Source organism: Pseudomonas sp. P4_B3 (genome assembly GCF_056402295.1).
In genome coordinates this window covers 45626-61926 of sequence record NZ_JBFUHR010000026.1, presented here as the reverse complement: position 1 = coordinate 61926, position 16301 = coordinate 45626, and the positions used below count along the sequence as shown (strand labels likewise).

The 16301-nt window shown below is 56.0% G+C and carries 18 protein-coding genes and 1 pseudogene; 11 read left to right on the top strand and 8 right to left on the bottom strand.

Annotated features, from left to right (window positions below; genetic code table 11):
* Positions 1–6: 6 nt before the first annotated feature.
* The 3 genes from AC1DWG_RS26040 to AC1DWG_RS26030 are packed head-to-tail and all read right to left on the bottom strand — an operon-like array spanning position 7 to position 3993.
* Positions 7–699 (bottom strand): cytochrome c oxidase subunit 3, encoded by a 693-nt coding sequence (locus AC1DWG_RS26040; RefSeq protein ID WP_477764254.1) that lies wholly within the window; start codon positions 697–699, stop codon positions 7–9.
* The gene (gene ctaD, locus AC1DWG_RS26035) at positions 696–2471 is read right to left on the bottom strand and encodes a cytochrome c oxidase subunit I (protein ID WP_477754588.1); all 1776 of its coding nucleotides are present in this window, start codon (positions 2469–2471) and stop codon (positions 696–698) included. Before ctaD ends, AC1DWG_RS26040 begins: the two co-directional genes overlap by 4 nt.
* A 49-nt stretch (positions 2472–2520) precedes the next feature.
* The gene (locus AC1DWG_RS26030) at positions 2521–3993 is read right to left on the bottom strand and encodes a c-type cytochrome (protein ID WP_477764253.1); all 1473 of its coding nucleotides are present in this window, start codon (positions 3991–3993) and stop codon (positions 2521–2523) included.
* A 315-nt stretch (positions 3994–4308) separates the two neighbouring features.
* Between AC1DWG_RS26030 and AC1DWG_RS26025 the strand changes: the two genes are divergently transcribed.
* A complete protein-coding gene (locus tag AC1DWG_RS26025; RefSeq protein ID WP_477760782.1) occupies positions 4309–4647 on the top strand; it encodes a hypothetical protein in 339 nt (112 codons plus the stop codon).
* Positions 4648–4677: 30 nt separating this feature from the next.
* Here the strand turns inward: AC1DWG_RS26025 and AC1DWG_RS26020 are convergent, their stop codons facing one another.
* The gene (locus AC1DWG_RS26020) at positions 4678–5634 is read right to left on the bottom strand and encodes an AraC family transcriptional regulator (protein ID WP_477764252.1); all 957 of its coding nucleotides are present in this window, start codon (positions 5632–5634) and stop codon (positions 4678–4680) included.
* A gap of 199 nt (positions 5635–5833) precedes the next feature.
* On the opposite strand from AC1DWG_RS26020, the gene AC1DWG_RS26015 reads away from it, so the two are divergent.
* The 4 genes from AC1DWG_RS26015 to AC1DWG_RS26000 all read left to right on the top strand — a co-directional run bounded on the left by AC1DWG_RS26015 (position 5834) and on the right by AC1DWG_RS26000 (position 9870).
* Positions 5834–6787 (top strand): diiron oxygenase, encoded by a 954-nt coding sequence (locus AC1DWG_RS26015; RefSeq protein ID WP_477788536.1) that lies wholly within the window; start codon positions 5834–5836, stop codon positions 6785–6787.
* 78 nt (positions 6788–6865) lie between these two features.
* Entirely contained in the window at positions 6866–7288 is a 423-nt protein-coding gene (locus AC1DWG_RS26010; RefSeq protein ID WP_477788535.1) for an MAPEG family protein, read from the top strand.
* Positions 7289–7481: 193 nt separating this feature from the next.
* Entirely contained in the window at positions 7482–8894 is a 1413-nt protein-coding gene (locus tag AC1DWG_RS26005; RefSeq protein WP_477764249.1) for an NAD(P)-binding protein, read from the top strand.
* 16 nt (positions 8895–8910) lie between these two features.
* Positions 8911–9870: an alpha/beta fold hydrolase gene (locus tag AC1DWG_RS26000; protein WP_477788534.1), complete on the top strand. Its 960-nt coding sequence runs from the start codon at positions 8911–8913 to the stop codon at positions 9868–9870.
* A gap of 57 nt (positions 9871–9927) precedes the next feature.
* Here the strand turns inward: AC1DWG_RS26000 and AC1DWG_RS25995 are convergent, their stop codons facing one another.
* The gene (locus tag AC1DWG_RS25995) at positions 9928–10419 is read right to left on the bottom strand and encodes a metallophosphoesterase family protein (protein ID WP_477764247.1); all 492 of its coding nucleotides are present in this window, start codon (positions 10417–10419) and stop codon (positions 9928–9930) included.
* A gap of 312 nt (positions 10420–10731) precedes the next feature.
* Between AC1DWG_RS25995 and AC1DWG_RS25990 the strand changes: the two genes are divergently transcribed.
* The 6 genes from AC1DWG_RS25990 (at position 10732) to AC1DWG_RS25965 (ending at position 14610) form a co-directional block, all read left to right on the top strand.
* Positions 10732–11214 (top strand): eCIS core domain-containing protein, encoded by a 483-nt coding sequence (locus tag AC1DWG_RS25990; RefSeq protein ID WP_477764246.1) that lies wholly within the window; start codon positions 10732–10734, stop codon positions 11212–11214.
* Between the two features lie 57 nt (positions 11215–11271).
* Positions 11272–11757: an adenosine-specific kinase gene (locus tag AC1DWG_RS25985; RefSeq protein ID WP_477788533.1), complete on the top strand. Its 486-nt coding sequence runs from the start codon at positions 11272–11274 to the stop codon at positions 11755–11757.
* A 210-nt stretch (positions 11758–11967) separates the two neighbouring features.
* Positions 11968–12366: a hypothetical protein gene (locus tag AC1DWG_RS25980; RefSeq protein WP_477764244.1), complete on the top strand. Its 399-nt coding sequence runs from the start codon at positions 11968–11970 to the stop codon at positions 12364–12366.
* Positions 12367–12390: 24 nt separating this feature from the next.
* A complete protein-coding gene (locus AC1DWG_RS25975) occupies positions 12391–12636 on the top strand; it encodes a helix-turn-helix domain-containing protein (protein WP_477764280.1) in 246 nt (81 codons plus the stop codon).
* Between the two features lie 277 nt (positions 12637–12913).
* Positions 12914–13723 carry a glycosyltransferase gene (locus AC1DWG_RS25970; protein ID WP_477764243.1) on the top strand — a complete coding sequence of 270 codons (810 nt, stop codon included), beginning with the start codon at positions 12914–12916 and terminating at the stop codon, positions 13721–13723.
* An 83-nt stretch (positions 13724–13806) separates the two neighbouring features.
* A complete protein-coding gene (locus tag AC1DWG_RS25965) occupies positions 13807–14610 on the top strand; it encodes a 2OG-Fe(II) oxygenase (RefSeq protein WP_477764242.1) in 804 nt (267 codons plus the stop codon).
* 147 nt (positions 14611–14757) lie between these two features.
* Here AC1DWG_RS25965 and AC1DWG_RS25960 read toward each other — a convergent pair.
* From AC1DWG_RS25960 to AC1DWG_RS25950, 3 genes and pseudogenes are all read right to left on the bottom strand, one after another.
* A pseudogene (locus tag AC1DWG_RS25960) lies at positions 14758–14868 on the bottom strand (LysR family transcriptional regulator); the annotation flags it as partial.
* Positions 14869–14943: 75 nt separating this feature from the next.
* Positions 14944–15336 carry a GFA family protein gene (locus tag AC1DWG_RS25955; RefSeq protein WP_477764241.1) on the bottom strand — a complete coding sequence of 131 codons (393 nt, stop codon included), beginning with the start codon at positions 15334–15336 and terminating at the stop codon, positions 14944–14946.
* A 34-nt stretch (positions 15337–15370) separates the two neighbouring features.
* Entirely contained in the window at positions 15371–16171 is an 801-nt protein-coding gene (locus AC1DWG_RS25950) for a transporter (protein ID WP_477788546.1), read from the bottom strand.
* Between the last annotated feature and the right edge of the window lie 130 nt (positions 16172–16301).

The window sequence follows — 16301 nt, the reverse complement described above, 5'->3', positions numbered from 1 at the left end:
GGCTGTTCACCTCAGGCCGCAGAATCTGGCGATGGCTTCATAGGTTTGCGGGGTGCTGGCCAGCAGCGCGAATAGCACGAACCAAAGGCCCAGCAAGTAATGCCAATAGATGGCACAGAGCTCTACGCTGGCGCTGAGTTGTGCCAGTGGCACATGACGCAGAAATTTAGCGACGATCCAACACCAGGCGATCAGCCCGCCCAGCAGGTGGAGCCCATGCAGGCCGGTCAACAGGTAGAAGAAACTGTTGGCCGGATTGCTGGCGACAAAGTAGCCCCAGGCGACAAACTGCTGCCAGACCCAGAGTTGCCCCGCCAGAAAGGCAATGGCAAAGACTCCCCCCAATGCAAAACCAATGACAGCTGCGCCCGGCAGAGCCTTTCGGGCGGCCATACGCGAGCACTGCAGTGCGATGCAACTCAATACCAGAAAAGCCGAATTCAGCCAGAGCGGTCGGAGATTGCCTAACGGCGCCAAAGGCTCTGTCAGGGGTAGCCAGTCGGCCATTTGTGAACGGGCGACAAAGGCGATCAGGAAGAGGAAGAATAACGAACTCACCACCACCAGAAACAAGCGCAGGCCTACCCTTGCGATTTGCCTTCTATCGGCACCCTCGGCGGCCTGAATACCCTCAGGGTCGCGACTCCAACTGCCGCCGGGGTCAGCGCCATCGGCGTTTCTCAATAGCAGTCTGTTCATGTTTTAACGTCCGCTGTCCTGGTTCCGGCACTGAGTTGCCGCATTTGCTCCAACTCCTCGGCCGAGACTGTTTGCGGCACGAAATCCTGCTCTATCCCCGGCACACTGTAGTCATAGGCCCAGCGATGCACGACCGGCAGCTTCTCTCCCCAGTTACCGTGTATCGGCGGGGTGTTCGGCGTTTGCCATTCCAGACTGGCCGCGCCCCAGGGATTACTGCCTGCGGGTTTGCCCTTGAACGCACTCCAGGTCAGGTTGAACAGGAACAGCAACTGGGAAACGCCGACAGTCAATGCGACTACCGTAATGAAGGCATTCAAGTCTTGAGCGGACTGCGGGATGAACGCGTAGTTTTCATAGGCGTAGTAGCGACGTGGCATGCCCTGGAAACCCAGGTAGTGCATGGGGAAGAAGATGGCGTAGGTGCCCAGAAAGGTAATCCAGAAATGCAGCTTGCCCAGGGTGTCGTTCCACATCCGCCCGGTGATTTTCGGGAACCAGTGATAAATGCCGCCGAACACCACCAGGACCGGTGCAACCCCCATGACCATATGAAAATGGGCTACGACGAAATAGGTGTCCGAGAGCGGAATATCCACGATCACATTGCCGAGAAACAACCCGGTCAGACCGCCGACCAGGAAGGTGACGATAAAGGCCAGGGCAAACAGCATCGGCACGGTCAGATGGATGTCGCCCTGCCACAGGGTCAGCACCCAGTTGTAGACTTTCAGCGCAGTCGGCACCGCGATGATCAAAGTGGTGACGGCGAAGAAAAAGCCGAAGTACGGGTTCATTCCGCTGACATACATATGGTGCGCCCAGACCACAAAGCTGAGTACGCCAATCGCAATAATGGCCCACACCATCATTCGGTAGCCGAAGATGTTTTTACGTGCATGGGTGCTGATCAAGTCGGAGACCAGGCCAAACGCAGGGAGAGCAACGATGTAGACCTCCGGGTGGCCGAAGAACCAGAACAGGTGCTGGAACAGTATCGGGCTGCCACCCTGGTGATCGAGGTGCTGCCCCAGCGAGACCATCGCCGGCATGAAGAAGCTGGTGCCCAACAGCTTGTCGAACAGCATCATGACCGCACTGACAAACAACGCCGGGAAGGCCAGCAAGGCCATGATCGAGGCCATGAAGATGCCCCATACCGAGAGTGGCATGCGAAACAATGTCATGCCGTGCGTGCGCGCCTGCAACACCGTGGTGACGTAGTTCAACCCGCCCATGGTGGCCGCGACAATGAAAATCGCCAGTGAGACGAGCATCAGGACAATGCCCCACTCGACCCCCGGTGTCCCCTGGGAAATGGACTGTGGCGGATAGAGCGTCCAGCCGGAACCTGTGGGGCCGCCAGGGACAAAAAAACTGCTGAGCAACACCAGTACCGCCACCAGGTAAAACCAGTAGCTGAGCATGTTGACGTAGGGGAAGACCATGTCGCGGGCGCCCACCATCAGCGGGATCAGATAGTTGCCGAAGCCGCCTAGAAACAAGGCCGTCAGCAAGTAAATGACCATGATCATGCCGTGCATGGTCATCGCCTGATAATAAGTACTGGCATCCATGAACGCCAAACTACCGGGGAAGCCTATCTGCATGCGCATCAAGCCGGACAACACCAGAGCGATAAGCCCCACGAAGATGGCCGTCAACGAATATTGAATGGCTATGACCTTGTGGTCCTGACTCCAGATGTATTTGGTCAGGAAACTTTTGGGCTCGTGCAGTGCTTCTGTTTCGGCTTGCTCCGCATAGGCCATCACGTCATCCTCCTGCCGAAGTTTCAGTGTATTCCTGGCTGTTTCACGGCTACTTCCCTGGCTCCGCCTTGTTCGCATCAGCGTCAGCATTCGCTTTGGATTTGATGAAAGCGATCAGTGCATTCAGCTCCTCGTCACTCGGAGCCAATACCGGCATGACGGCTGCATAGCCCTTGACGATTTTGGCATTGGGATGAAGAACCGAATCTCTGATATAGCTCTCATCGACCTTTACGCTCGAATCGTCGGCAAGGGTTTCCGTCTTGCCGTACAGGCCCAGCCAGCTGGGGCCGACGCCCTTGTTGCCATCGACACTGTGGCAGGCCAGACAGCCGAGCGACCCGGCCAGTCGCTGTCCCTGCGCCACCAGGTCTTCACCCGAGCTCGACGCTTCGCCGGTAGAAGGTTCATCGACTTGCCCCGCAGCACCCAGTGATTTGATCAGGGCGATGACAGCACCCAGCTCATCGTCTTTGAGAGTATAGGCCACCATGACCGGCGGGTAGCCCTGTACCAGTCGGGCCTTCGGATCGAGAATCGACTCTTTCAGGTAGGCCTCGTCGACCTGCACACTGGTGCCATCGGCAAGCTGTTCAGTGCGGCCGTACAACCCCTTCCATCCCGGTCCGAGACTGGCACCGCCATCCTGGCTATGGCAGGCCTTGCAGCCGAGTTGTTCGACCAACTGGCGGCCTTTTTCCAGCACGCTGTCTCGACCGGGTTTGGCGGCTGTCGTCAATGTCTGCGCAAAAGTCGGCTGGCCTTTCAGCCATTGATCGAAGACGCCCTGCTCTTCCACGATCATATGGCCGCGCATGTTGTAATGACCCACGCCACAATATTCAGCGCAAAGGACGTCATATTTTCCGGTTTTAGTCGGCGTAAACCAAAAGTACGACACCATCCCTGGCACCATGTCCATCTTGCTGCGAATTTGCGGTACATAGAAATCGTGCAGAACATCTTTAGCGCGCAGTAAAACTTTCACCGGCCGATCGAGCGGAAGACGAACTTCATTATTGATTACAAGCACATCGTCCTGCCCTGCAGGATCCTTGGGATCAAGGCCGAGGGGATTGGCGGAATCAATAAACCTGATATCCGATCTGCCCAGCTTTGCGTCTTGACCGGGAAAACGAAAGGCCCACTGCCACTGCTGGGCGACCACTTCAAGTTCGTAAGCATTTTTCGGCACCCGGACGAAGTCGTTGTAAACAACCAGACCTGGCGCCAACATCCCGGCAATACCTACCGAGGTAACGATAATCAACCATAATTCCAGCTTTTTATTTTCTGGCTGGTAGGCCGCCCTGGCACCCTCCTTGTGACGATAGCGCATCACCGCTACCGCCATAAATATCGTGATGGCGATGAAAAACACCCCGCAAATGATCAGGGTGATGAACAGGGTGGTGTCTATGGAGCCCCAGTTGGAAGCTGCCGGTGTCGCCTGCCAAGGCGCTAGTATGTGGAATAGCACTGATGCAATAACGATTAGTATCAAGACAATTGCTATTGCCATTTCCTCTTCATCCTATTCCTGTTGTTCATTGGTTATGCAAAAGCATCGCCACTTACGTCCAGGCAGGGCAGACAAATACCACCCGTCCGGGCGGTAAAGTCAGTAAGGAGTATAGAGCCATCGGCTTGTACCGTGAGGTGGGTAAAGGAGGTTCGGTTGCCAGCTATACTCAATTTCTGATGACGGACGGCAGAGATCGACCGGAAGCGGCCCCAAAGGATGAACCCTGCCCTTGTGCAGTCATCAAACATAAGTGATGGCATTGAGCAGGAACGATAGCTACAGAGTCCAGCAATCCACATGGGAGGTTTCCTCATGAGTGCCCTGACGATTGAAGGCTGGTGCAAAACCAGCGGCGCCCCAAAGTCCACCCCGATGGGGGAAGTCCATTTCTACGTCGACGGACCTCTGCATCGCCGTCTGGAAGATGCCGAAGAGCGCTTGCAGAAGACCCACGAGACTGAAGCCATGGTCGATGTCGATATGGACTCGATGGATTTGATCATGCCTGAGGGATACGCCCCCTTGTCCGACTGTCAAATGCGTGTCTATTTGCAACACGACCGCGGTCAGTTTCACCTGGTCGGGCACCGTGCGAGCGATGACAGCTTGATCTATACCAATGCGGTGTTGATCGATCAGCTGCTTGATTAACGGCTACGTGATTCTCGGCACCGGACTTTCTCATGCTGATTGTCTGCGCCAAGTGCCGGGGGAAGTGCCGAACTGGCGTTTGAATGCGCGACTGAACGCAGCTTCGGATTCGTAGCCGACTGCAAAACCGATTTGCGCCACATTGCCGCGACCTTCGCGCAAGTGTTGAGCCGCCACGTGCATACGCCAGAGCGTCAGGTATTGCATCGGTGGCTGTCCGACCAATGCGGTGAATCGCTCCGCGAATACCGAGCGCGACATGCCCACTTCAAGCGCCAGTGCTTCTGCCGTCCAGCCTTCGGTTGGACGCGCATGGAGCAGCGCCAGTGCGCGCCCGATATGCGGATCCCGCAAACCCGCCAGCCACCCGCGTCGCTCAGCGGGAAGGCTGCTGACATACTGGCCGACGGCTTCGACGAAGAGCAATTCCGATAGCTTGGCGATGACCGTTGCCGAGCCGACGCGTCCCGCCGCGATTTCACTGACCGCAAAACGGAACGAGCTTTCGATCCAGACACCCGAAGCCGTCGCACGCAGGTCCAGTTTCAATAAGGAAGGCAGCGACGAAAGCAACGGACTGAAAGGTGTTTCAGAGCCGAGGAAGCCGCACAACAACTGCGTGGCCTCCCCGCCCCCGCCGTATTTGATCCGTGAAATTGCGCCGACTTCTGGCGGCTGAATAACTTCGCTCGCCGGCATGGGCGCAATGCTCAGGTCGCTGCCAAACGAATGAGCGTCGTTGCGAGGCAGCAGAACAAGTTCGCCTGCCCCCACGTCCATGGCGACACCACCGTCGACGCGTATTTGCATGTGCCCCGCGGCGACAAAATGCGACGCAATGATATGTCGGGGCGCCGCCAGGAACGGTCTGCAATCATCCGCCGAGATTCTGCCGTTGATGCACCAGGGCGCAGTGAGTTCCGCCTCGAGGAAGACCCCTCCAGACAGCCGGATCACACGCAAGACATCAGAAAGCGCATCCAACACTTGATCGCCCTCTTTTCCGGAGTCCGGAGCAGGTATTCAGGCGCACCGGTCATTCACCGCCTGAACTGCGATGCCTAGATTAGCACCAACGCGGACTCAGAGATCGAGACTGTTCCCAGAGGCTTCACCACGGGTCTATGGCTCCGACGTCAACCGAAATTGCCCCATTCCAACTCAACCAGGGCAGCAGGAGTTCCATATGAACAGCGTCGTTACCCTACCCGGCTCAGAGCCGGGCAACATCGCCCGTTATGCGCAAATTGTCAGATCATCGAAAAAAACCGAATGGCAGATCGATCGCGATTTGCTACAGGACCGGAGTTTCGACTTCTCGCGCAAGTTCTTGCCCGATGGACTCTCGCAGGTCGACCACCTACCCTTTCTCGCCGCGGCCGAGGCTCGCCTGCTCAGTCAGATTCAGGGCCGAACCTATGCGTATATCTTTGGCCTGGTCGAACGTTTCATCAGTGCCAAAATGCTCGATCAAGGTCGGGCCCATGTATTTGACAATCAACTCGCACTCGAAGCGCTGGTGCGCTTTTCCAACGACGAGATCAAACACCAGGAACTGTTCCGGCGCATGGAGACGATGATGGGTTCGCAATTACCAGCGGGATATCGTCAAGTGGCCGATCCAAACGATGTGGCGCGCGCGGTACTTGCGGCGAGCACCTGGTCGGTGCTGGCGCTGACCTGTCATATCGAGCTGTTTGTTCAGGCGCATTACATACAGAGCATCGCCCCGCGCGAGGAGTTGTGCCCGTTATTCAAGGATGTTTTCAAATTTCACTGGAAGGATGAAAGCCGGCACGTCGTACTCGATGAACTGGAGTGGCAGGCGGAGCACGCGAAACTCTCGCCAGCCGAGTGCGACCAGGCGGTGAATGATCTGATTGCGCTGGTGGCGGCCGTCGACGCAATCCTGCAGGCACAATCGGCAGCCGATGCCGACTACTTCATTGGTATTGTCTCACGATCGTTGAGTGCCGATGAGTCAGCGCAAATCAAGGCCTGTGTGCTGGGCGCCTACCGCTGGCAATACATTATCTCGGGCGTGCGGCATCCACACTTCGGCCGGCTGCTGACGCAGATGACAACGCCAGCACAGATGTCCCGGATTCAGACCGCACTGGCACCCATCATGAGCAATTGACCGTCAGCGCGCGACCGACGGCCCGGCGGTCGCGCTACGGGATGACGTGCTGATAATGAACTATCGAGGATGGCGGCCATGACGATACCGATGTGGATGCTGCTTGGGTTTGCGACCTGGACTTTGCTGCTGTTGATGGCAACCGTCGGGGTTTATCGCTGGGTCGGAATTCTATTCTCGAGTGTACCGATTGCCTCTTTCCGAAGTGATCAGCTCGAAGGTGAGGATTGGTATCGGCGCGGGACAAGGGCACACGCCAACTGTGTGGAAAATCTGCCTGTCTTTGGCATCATCGTGTTCGTGATTTCAGTACTCGATATCAACGGCCCTGCAGTGAACTGCTTGTCCACACTTGTCCTGATCGCTCGCGTGTRCCAGTCGCTGGTTCACGTATTCCATGAGCAAACCAATACATTCGTGGCGGTTCGATTTACCTTCTTTTGCGTTCAGTTGGTGTGTTTTCTCGCGCTCATCGTCATAGCCGCTTGTTACGGCGTATGAATGCGGCAGAGGTCCACTCGGAGCCGAGACTGGATCGAAACAACAACACCAGGAACGACTGGTGAGTCGTAACTCAGGCTGCAACCATTAATTCCATCGGTTATGTGTGTGAGGAGCATTCGTTCTATTGGGCTCGGTACAGGTAGCTAATCTTCTGGGGTTGAGGGTGGAACCTTCAGAAAGGCGAAAGCATATGGACGCAAATCTGATCGAAACCGACTACCTGATCATCGGTGCTGGCGCGACGGCCATGGCTTTCGTCGATACGCTACTCAAGGAAACGAATGCACGCATCATAATGGTGGATCGACACGACCGACCTGGCGGGCACTGGAATGATGCCTACCCGTTCGTCCGATTGCACCAGCCCTCGGCCTTCTATGGCGTCAACTCACGGGAACTGGGCAGCGGAACGAAAGACCGGGCGGAACTCAACGAGGGCCTATATGAGCTAGCCTCCGGCGCCGAGGTGGCGAGCTACTTCGACCAGGTGATGAATCAGCAGTTTCTGCCATCAGGTCAAGTCCGTTACTTCCCCATGTGCAACTACACCGGCGACCGCATTGACGACCACCGGTTTACCTCGCTGGTCAGCGGCGTAAACCACCAGGTCCAGGTGCACAAAAAGGTGGTAGACGCCACCCATGCCCAGACGGCAGTTCCCTCGACCCACCCGCCCAGGTACCGGGTGGACCCCGGCGTGCAATGCGTGCCACTGAACGACCTGCCGAAGATCCGGCACCCTCACTCTGGCTACGTAGTGGTCGGATCGGGCAAGACCGGGATCGACGCTTGCCTGTGGTGTCTGCAAAACGGTGTTGCACCCGCAAAAATCTGCTGGATCATGCCGAACGATCCGTGGTTGATCGACCGGGCCAACCTGCAACCCGGCCCCGACAGCTTCGAACGAACAATCGGCGGCCTCATGGCGCAATTCGAGGCCATCGCAGCCGCAGACTCGATCCCGGACCTGTTCGCAAGACTTGAGGCCGCGGGCCAACTCCTGCGCCTGGACAAGTCCGTCGAACCCACTGCTTACCGCTGCGCCACCGTCACACAGGCGGAATTACGCGAGCTTCGACGCATCGGCAACATTGTGCGCCTGGGCAGGGTGCGAGCTATCGAGCCAACGCGCATCGTGCTCGACCGGGGCAGCATCGCCACGAGCCCAGGTACTCTGCACATTGATTGCAGCGCCAGTGCCATCCCGTCACTGCCTGAAATGAAGGTGTTCGACGGCGGCAAGATTAACCTGTTGATGGTAAGCAGTTGCCAACCCGTGTTCAGCGCGGCCTTGATCGCTTATGTGGAAAGCCACCTGACCGATCGAGCGCAAATGAACGCGCTTTGCACGATGGTCCCCCCGCCTCACGTCCCCACGGACTGGATCAGAATGTGGGCGGTCTACCTGGGTAACCAACTACGCTGGGGAGAGCATGAAGGCCTGTCGCGCTGGATCAGACAGTCGCGCTTATTCTTTCTGACTGCGGTGCTCAGGGGACTGCAAGAAACCGACACCGGGAAAGTGGCACAACTGTATCGGCTCTCTGTCAGCAGGCAGAAGGCTCAGGCGAATCTGCCGCGGTTGCTGGAGTCCATCGCTTGAATGGCAGGAAGCGCACATGAACGAGCCACACCTCGAAATGCTCGACATCAATGGCATCCGCATGCGGGTAGCAACGCAAGGTTGCGGCCCGTTGGTCTTGCTATGCCACGGCTTCCCGGAGCTGTGGTACTCCTGGCGCAATCAGCTTGCTGCGCTGGCGGCCGCCGGCTATAGAGCGGTCGCGCCCGACATGCGTGGCTATGGCGGCACCGATGCGCCGGCCGAACCCGACGCCTACACCACACTCCACCTGGTAGGCGACATGGTGGAGTTGGTCAACGCACTCGGCGAACAACAAGCCGTGATCGTCGGTCATGACTGGGGTGCGCTGGTGGCATGGAGCGCAGCAATGATGCGACCCGATCTGTTCCGCGCAGTGGTCGGCATGAGCGTTCCCTTCTCGCCACCGGGTCGCGTGGAGCTCCTGAGCGCGCTTGCCTCGCTGGGTATCAGCGACTTTTATATCCAGTACTTCCAGACGCCGGGTGTGGCCGAGGCCGAGCTGGAAAGAGATGTCGAGTCGTCGATCCGGCGCATCTACTTCAGTGGCTCGGGTGACGGGCCCGATTGGCCGGTGTTTGGCCGGTTGCAGCCGGGACAAGGCTTGCTGGGGGGGATGATCGAGCCCGAAACCCTGCCAGCCTGGCTAAGCCTCGAGGATATCGCCTACTACACCGGCGAATTCACCCGCAGCGGATTTCGCGGCGGCTTGAACTGGTACCGCAACATGACGCGCTCATGGGCACTGCTGGCACCCTGGCGCGATTGCATTATCCGGCAGCCGTCGATGTTCATTGCCGGGAGCCGCGACGACGTGCTGAAGTTTCCGGGTTCCCCACGGCAGATCGAAGCCTTCGCGCAGACACTGCCGGAACTGCGCGGGTGTCATATCCTCGAAGGTGCCGGCCACTGGATACAGCGAGAGCGCGCGACAGAGGTCAATGAGCTGCTACTGGGTTTCCTGAAACAACTCTGAGGACATATCACCAGCATTTAATACATATTCTCTTTTGTATTTTTTAATACTGCCGTTTCAAATCGTCGAGGGTTCAATCAATCCGGGGGGCTGCTCCAACAGGTCAAGCAACCGAGGCTCAATCGAAGTCGCCGTTACCTCGAGCAGCGCCAGCGTGACAGGCAGCTTGAAGCGTCGTCGCCCCGCGCTGCCTGGATTGACAAACAATCGCTCCCCACGCCATTCCATGCATGGCTTGTGGGAGTGGCCGGTGATCACCAGCTTTATGCCTGGGTCCAGATCGACCGGAACATCGGCAATGTCATGCACCAACAGCGTCTGCCAACCGTTGAGGTCCAATCGCAGAAAATCAGGGAGATTTCCTGCCCATGCCTGGTTTTGATCATTGTTCCCGCGCACGACGTGCAGCGCAGCGATAGACGCCAGTCGCTCAAGAATTTCCGGGCTACCGATGTCGCCGGCATGAATGATCTGCTCGCACCCCGCCAGGGCGGCAAGCGCTTCGGGACGGAGCAAGCCGTGGGTATCGGAAATCACGCCAACTTTCATGCAAGCTCCAGAACGATATGGGCAATGGCCTGAATAATATGTGGACCCCAGGGAATCGAACGGTACCCAAAGCGGTCCAACACGTGGCAGGACAACCTGCCCGAATGATCGCCTGCCGACCGCCATTGCCTCTGGGAGAACCAATTGTCACCTGCCTTTATGCGTCAACTTGTCCACTTGGCGATAGCGCTTTTCTGCGTGGTTACTTCGTCCTCTGCTTTCGCCTGCCCGCAAGGACAGTACCAGGTCTGCGTGGTCGCTTGTTTTTGTGCTCCCGGCTCCAAAGGGGACGTTGGGGAGATCTTCGATAACATGAACCAGATGGCGGCCGCCGGTTTACAGAGCTGGATCGTGCAATCGCGCAATACCGTGGCAACGGGTGATATCCAGACAGTCCCGCTGAATATCCGGGCCCAGCTCGAACCCTACTATGACATTCGAGTGCTCGATTCGGCTCGCTACAAGGTTGGCGACGATGCGCAACTGAACGCCGCAAACACCATACTGCAGAATCCCGATGTAAATGCAGTCACCCTTGTCGACATCATCGTTTTTCGCAGTCCCGATGATGCACTGAACAATGTCGCGCTGTGGGCGCACGAACTGAAGCACGTGCAGCAGTACCAGCAATGGGGCGTCAGCGAGTTTGCCACTCGCTATACCCGTGATTACTCAGCCGTCGAAACGCCTGCCTACGAGATCCAGACCCAGGTAGCCAGAGCGCTGAGAGCCAGCGTGGCCCAGTCAGGGTCTCCTCGGGTTCCTTCAGAGGACGGAGCAATAACCAACGAGTAGCTATGCTTGGTTTATTGACAGACTCTGTTAGCAACATCGTGAAAGGAGGCGTTTTAGATGCAACTCATCACTTTGAAAATCGATAAACCGGATGTGACGAATTTCATTTTGGGTCAGACGCACTTCATCAAATCCGTCGAGGACATCCACGAAGCGCTGGTTAATGCCGTGCCGGGTATCCAGTTTGGCGTGGCCTTTTGTGAAGCCTCTGGCAAGTGCCTGGTGCGATGGTCTGGCACCGATACCTCAATGATTGAACTGGCACAGAAGAATGCCAAAGCCATCGCCGCAGGCCATAGTTTCATCATTTTCCTGGGCGACGGCTTCTATCCGCTGAACGTGTTGAACACCATCAAAATGGTTCCAGAGGTATGCCGTATTTTTTGTGCAACCGCCAATCCAGTCGAAGTGATTCTCGCTGAGACGCAACAAGGGCGAGCAATCCTGGGCGTAGTGGATGGCTTCTGTGCCCATGACATTGAAGGCGATGAAGACATCCAGTGGCGCAAGAACCTGTTGCGGCAGATTGGCTACAAGCTGTGAATTGCAGAGCGAGCATTTCGTGAGAAAGGGACTGGTCTGATTTCGTCTGGCTTTACATCTGCGACGTGTCGTTTGCAGCGGGTCCCTAGAACTTTTCCTTATTTATCGGTCTATGTGGGTAGGCACATCCGCTCGGTAAGCTCGAGCTCGCAGGCTTCCCGCAACCAGATGGCCATACCCCCAAATGTCAATCAGAGGTTTTCTTCGCTCATGAAATTCCATGACCCACGGATGGTGCTCTTCGGCCTGTTCGCGTTCGCGGCAATGGGCTCGGCATCAGCAACACAGATGAAGGCCTCAACCTCTGTTTTCGCAACTGAAGTCGCAGCCGTCCAGGTTCCGGTCCAGGCTGCCGGCAACCCTTGGCCGACCTTGGCCAGTATGGCCGGCAAGCAGCCAGGGCCGTTGCTTGCCCATGACGACCGATACTGGCATGACGGCCGTTGGCATGATCGTAGAGACGATTGGCGCCGAGACGACTGGCGTAGAGAACAGTGGCGTAGAGAACAAGCCCGGCGAGAAGCCGAGCGCCATCGTGATTGGGAATACCACCAGGATCGGGCCATGCGGCACCGCTACGAGGACGATCACCGCTACTATCGTCGCTAGTGCGACGCCACGAGATCACCCCGCCTGCACGATGAAGGCACCACCTTCCGAGCCTTGCTGGCCAAGCCCCGCAGCCGCAGCCGCAGCGCCATCGAGATGCTCAATGACGAACGCTTGAGCCTCACCGAGATTGCCGAGCGACTGGGTTTGAGTGACCTGTCGAGCTTTTCCCAGGCACTCAAGCGCTGGTATGGGGTAGCTCCAAGTCATTTCTCGCTGCGAAAAAGTAGCGGTGGCATGTGCTGGATGACGAACTGGAGTGATCAATGAGCCCAGTTCACACCTCCCCAAGACGCTCGCCTGAGCAGCCTACTGATTCAACGAATCAAGTCACGGATATTTACCTATAGAGCAGATCCTTATACGATGAAGTCCGCTCTACTGCGCTCCATCAGGTCTGAGTAAGCTATGGTTGTTATGCATAACAAAGCGATCTAACAAAATGTGCTCTATAGCCACGAAAATTTTGCGTAGAAAAACAAGCGGAATCTGCATGCAGATTCAACTACTTCTACAACTAAATACAACACCATTGAGCACTTGAACAATGAACAATCCTGGTTCTCCGCCCGAAAGCTCTAAAGCTTTCAGCATCGTCATAGTGAATTACAAAACACCGGAAATTACCAAGATATGCCTGGACTTATTGCACCAGCATGTGGGCAACGACAACGTCCCAATATGGGTAGTTGACAACTATTCCGCCGATGAAAGCACTGAGTATTTACGAACGCTTGACTGGATCAATTTAATCGAGCGCTCTGTTACCGAACCAGAACCGGGCCACATCGCGCATGGCAAGGCACTTGACCTGGTTTTGGAGCGAATTGAAACTGATTATTTATTCTTGATGCACACTGATACGTTTGTTTTCGATAAAAATGTTTTTCCGATGATGCTGAATAAATGTTTAAAAAACCCGAACGTCGTGGCCGTCGGTTGTGTTGAGCAATTAAACCGCGGCGCCACCAGAACTTTTTGGCGTTTTAGCTCGCGACTATTCAAACATCATTTCCGGCGTCTGAAAATCTCGATGGGATTGCGCTCCAGAGAGCCAAAACCGTACAAAGAAGTCTACTTGAAAAGTTTCTGCACATTGTGGAACTGCAAACTTATCAAGCAGCACGACTTGCATTTTTCGATGGATGACCGTGTACCAGGCTATACTCTCCAAGACCGCATGACCGAGCTTGGCTATGTCGTTGAAATGTTATCGCCGCGTAAAATCTTCAGTTATCTGGATCACATTCAGGCCGGCACTGTCGCAGCGGCTGGTGGCTATGACAAGACTCATAGACGAACCAAAATGTACAACAACATCCTTAAGCGTCTGAACAAGGACGACAAAAAAAATTAAGCTACGAATAGACGCAACGAGCCGTGAGCTCAACGCTGTTTGACGTCACCTATCAGTCTTTATATCAAGTTATTGGAGCGGTAATGGCCCCCATCACTCAAGCACTACCTATCACCCTGTCCCCGGAGCTTGATTTCGACCAAAACGCCGCCAGCGCCTTTGGTGAGTCATTGACCAGTCGCTATACTCAGGCTACGCCATTTCCGCACATCGTCATCGACAACTTTTTGCACGAAGACCTGATTGCGAGTATCTGTTCGCACTTCCCAACCGAGCCAACCAACAACGAAATGCTCTACGAGCGAGGCTATAAAGGTCAACGAAAACGTCAAATCAGTCCCAACGAATGCGTGCCCCATTTGAAGACTGTTTTCAACATCTTTAACTCGGCCCCCATGTTGCAATTTCTTGAAAAGCTCACAGGCATCGAAGGTTTGATACCCGACCCCTACTTTGTCGGTGGCGGCCTGCATGAAACCAAAAGCGGTGGTTTCCTGGGGGTGCACTCGGACTTCAGGCTCAACAAAAAGCTTAATGTCGAGCGCCGACTGAATATCATAATTTATCTGACTGAAGACTGGCGAGAGGAATACGGCGGCAACCTGGAACTTTGGGATGTCGACATGAAAACCTGCCTTAAAAAAATCCTGCCGATTTACAATCGTTGTGTCATTTTTAATACGGACAAAGACAGTAATCATGGGCACCCAGAGCCTTTAACGACTCCAGAGCACATCACCCGTAGGTCTATAGCACTTTATTACTACACCGCAGGAACCATGGTGATCGATCCTGCACAAAGAAACAAAACCCACTACAAACCAAGGCCAAAAGATCGTTTTAGCCTGAAGTACTACATGAATAAACTAATCAAGAAGAAAAACTAAGCGGTATCGCCAGACGATCGAGTTCGTGCTTTTTTGAGCGTTAGCTCGCCAATCAGGATATGCCCCCATGCTCAGTTACAGCGTCGATCAAATGGCCCATGGGGGCGCAGGGATAAACTTTGACTCGATCCATTGTTTGAAAGCGACAACCACAGCAGGCGAGGCGCACAGAATCCGGCGATGGTCACTTGGTTTTCTGGCTATCAACCGGTTGTCTTCCAATTCTCCAATCCGAATGGCAGCGTCAAAACCTTCATCTTCGACACTGGCCTGCTTTGATACCACGCAGGATGCTGGTCCTGGCAATTATGGAGACGCCAAAGGTTATCGCCGCTAGTCCTCAAGACGCCCCGTGGCATCCCGATCGCGTTCGTAGTGTCGTGTGAGCGCAAACGGCGGCAACCAGGCCTCGCGACGCACGATCCAGCTCTCGTAGGTTGGGGTCAGTTGGTCTGGGGCATCTAGGGATCCGAGGTTCACTTCGATTTCGTCTGCGCTGCGCGAGAATACGGACGAACCGCAGTGCGCACAGAAATGCCGCCCGGCGTAGGCACGTGTTTCGCCTTCGATCGTCACCGCATCCTGATGAAATATCGCGGACGCATGAAACAGCGCCCCATGATGTTTGCGGCAGTCAAGACAGTGACAAACGCCAACCCGGAACGGGCGCCCCGATGCGACAAGGCGTACGTTGCCGCACAAACAACCACCGGTGAATCGGTCCATGCGGTGTCTCCTCCAAGCTGTCCGAAACGGCGTATCAGCGTGGAAACAGGAACGTCACGGCAGCGCGAAAGCCCCAGCCTTGCGGGCCGTCCTCCGGGCTGTCGAGCCAGTAGCGCGGGCCGGCCTGCACCGTCAGCGGTTGGCCGCCGATTCTCAACAGTTGGGTGACCGTCAGGTTGATCGGTACCGACCATTCGCGCGATTGCCAATTGTAGGTCGATTCGGTGTTCACCCCGTAGGTCGTGTACGTATGAGTGGTGTACGAGAGGAAGGGTTGCAGGAAGGTCTGGTTGACCTTTTCCTTGTCGTCCGGCGGGCTGCCGTCCAGGCCCCAGATATGGTTGGCCAGAATGCCTCGGGTCCAGCCATTGGACTGTTTCAACGCCACCGCCGTCGGGCCGAGGCCCCATTGCTCGCTGCTGAGCAATTCGTCACTGCCGGTCGGTATCAACAACGCCGGGCCGCCGCCGAGTATCCAGCCACTGTCCGTGGGCTTGGTCGGCGAGAAGAAAAAACTCTGGGTGATATCGCCGGTGCCGGATTTGTCCGCCGCGCCATTGGGGGCCAGGCCGTGCTGGTCGATGACCGGCAGAATGGTGCGAGAGATGAGGTTCCAGTCTTCGTTCAAGGCAAACGGCAGCACAGGCTGGATATTGGTGACGCTGTGCATGCCCTCCCCGGTCGGCCCCATCTTCTGGTCCCAGTTGTACTGCACCGGCAGGCTGTACATCGCCGCGACCGGGTTGAGGGCTTTCTTCGCCAGCTCTGCCGAATCGTCGGCCTGAGCCAGCGGGATGAAGCCCAACGCAACGACGAGTGTCGACGCGGTACACATCCATCGTTCTTTCAAATCCATCTCACTCACCTGTAGACGCCAAAACCGGCGTTGCAAAGGGTTAGCGTAGGCAACTGTGATCGATGTGCAATTTTTCCTGGCCGCGTGTTTAAAAGTTTTTGAGAGTTAT

Bases quoted from the DNA above. Each gene is read 5' to 3' on its own strand.
- AC1DWG_RS26005 (WP_477764249.1), top strand. From the start codon at position 7,482: ATGGACGCAAATCTGATCGAAACCGACTACCTGATCATCGGTGCTGGC.
- AC1DWG_RS25950 (WP_477788546.1), bottom strand. From the start codon at position 16,171: ATGTGTACCGCGTCGACACTCGTCGTTGCGTTGGGCTTCATCCCGCTG.
- AC1DWG_RS25980 (WP_477764244.1), top strand. From the start codon at position 11,968: ATGAAATTCCATGACCCACGGATGGTGCTCTTCGGCCTGTTCGCGTTC.
- AC1DWG_RS26000 (WP_477788534.1), top strand. From the start codon at position 8,911: ATGAACGAGCCACACCTCGAAATGCTCGACATCAATGGCATCCGCATG.
- AC1DWG_RS25995 (WP_477764247.1), bottom strand. From the start codon at position 10,419: ATGAAAGTTGGCGTGATTTCCGATACCCACGGCTTGCTCCGTCCCGAA.
- AC1DWG_RS25985 (WP_477788533.1), top strand. From the start codon at position 11,272: ATGCAACTCATCACTTTGAAAATCGATAAACCGGATGTGACGAATTTC.
- AC1DWG_RS26015 (WP_477788536.1), top strand. From the start codon at position 5,834: ATGAACAGCGTCGTTACCCTACCCGGCTCAGAGCCGGGCAACATCGCC.
- AC1DWG_RS26025 (WP_477760782.1), top strand. From the start codon at position 4,309: ATGAGTGCCCTGACGATTGAAGGCTGGTGCAAAACCAGCGGCGCCCCA.
- ctaD (WP_477754588.1), bottom strand. From the start codon at position 2,471: ATGGCCTATGCGGAGCAAGCCGAAACAGAAGCACTGCACGAGCCCAAA.
- AC1DWG_RS25990 (WP_477764246.1), top strand. From the start codon at position 10,732: ATGAACCAGATGGCGGCCGCCGGTTTACAGAGCTGGATCGTGCAATCG.
- AC1DWG_RS25970 (WP_477764243.1), top strand. From the start codon at position 12,914: ATGAACAATCCTGGTTCTCCGCCCGAAAGCTCTAAAGCTTTCAGCATC.
- AC1DWG_RS26040 (WP_477764254.1), bottom strand. From the start codon at position 699: ATGAACAGACTGCTATTGAGAAACGCCGATGGCGCTGACCCCGGCGGC.
- AC1DWG_RS25965 (WP_477764242.1), top strand. From the start codon at position 13,807: ATGGCCCCCATCACTCAAGCACTACCTATCACCCTGTCCCCGGAGCTT.
- AC1DWG_RS26030 (WP_477764253.1), bottom strand. From the start codon at position 3,993: ATGGCAATAGCAATTGTCTTGATACTAATCGTTATTGCATCAGTGCTA.
- AC1DWG_RS25955 (WP_477764241.1), bottom strand. From the start codon at position 15,336: ATGGACCGATTCACCGGTGGTTGTTTGTGCGGCAACGTACGCCTTGTC.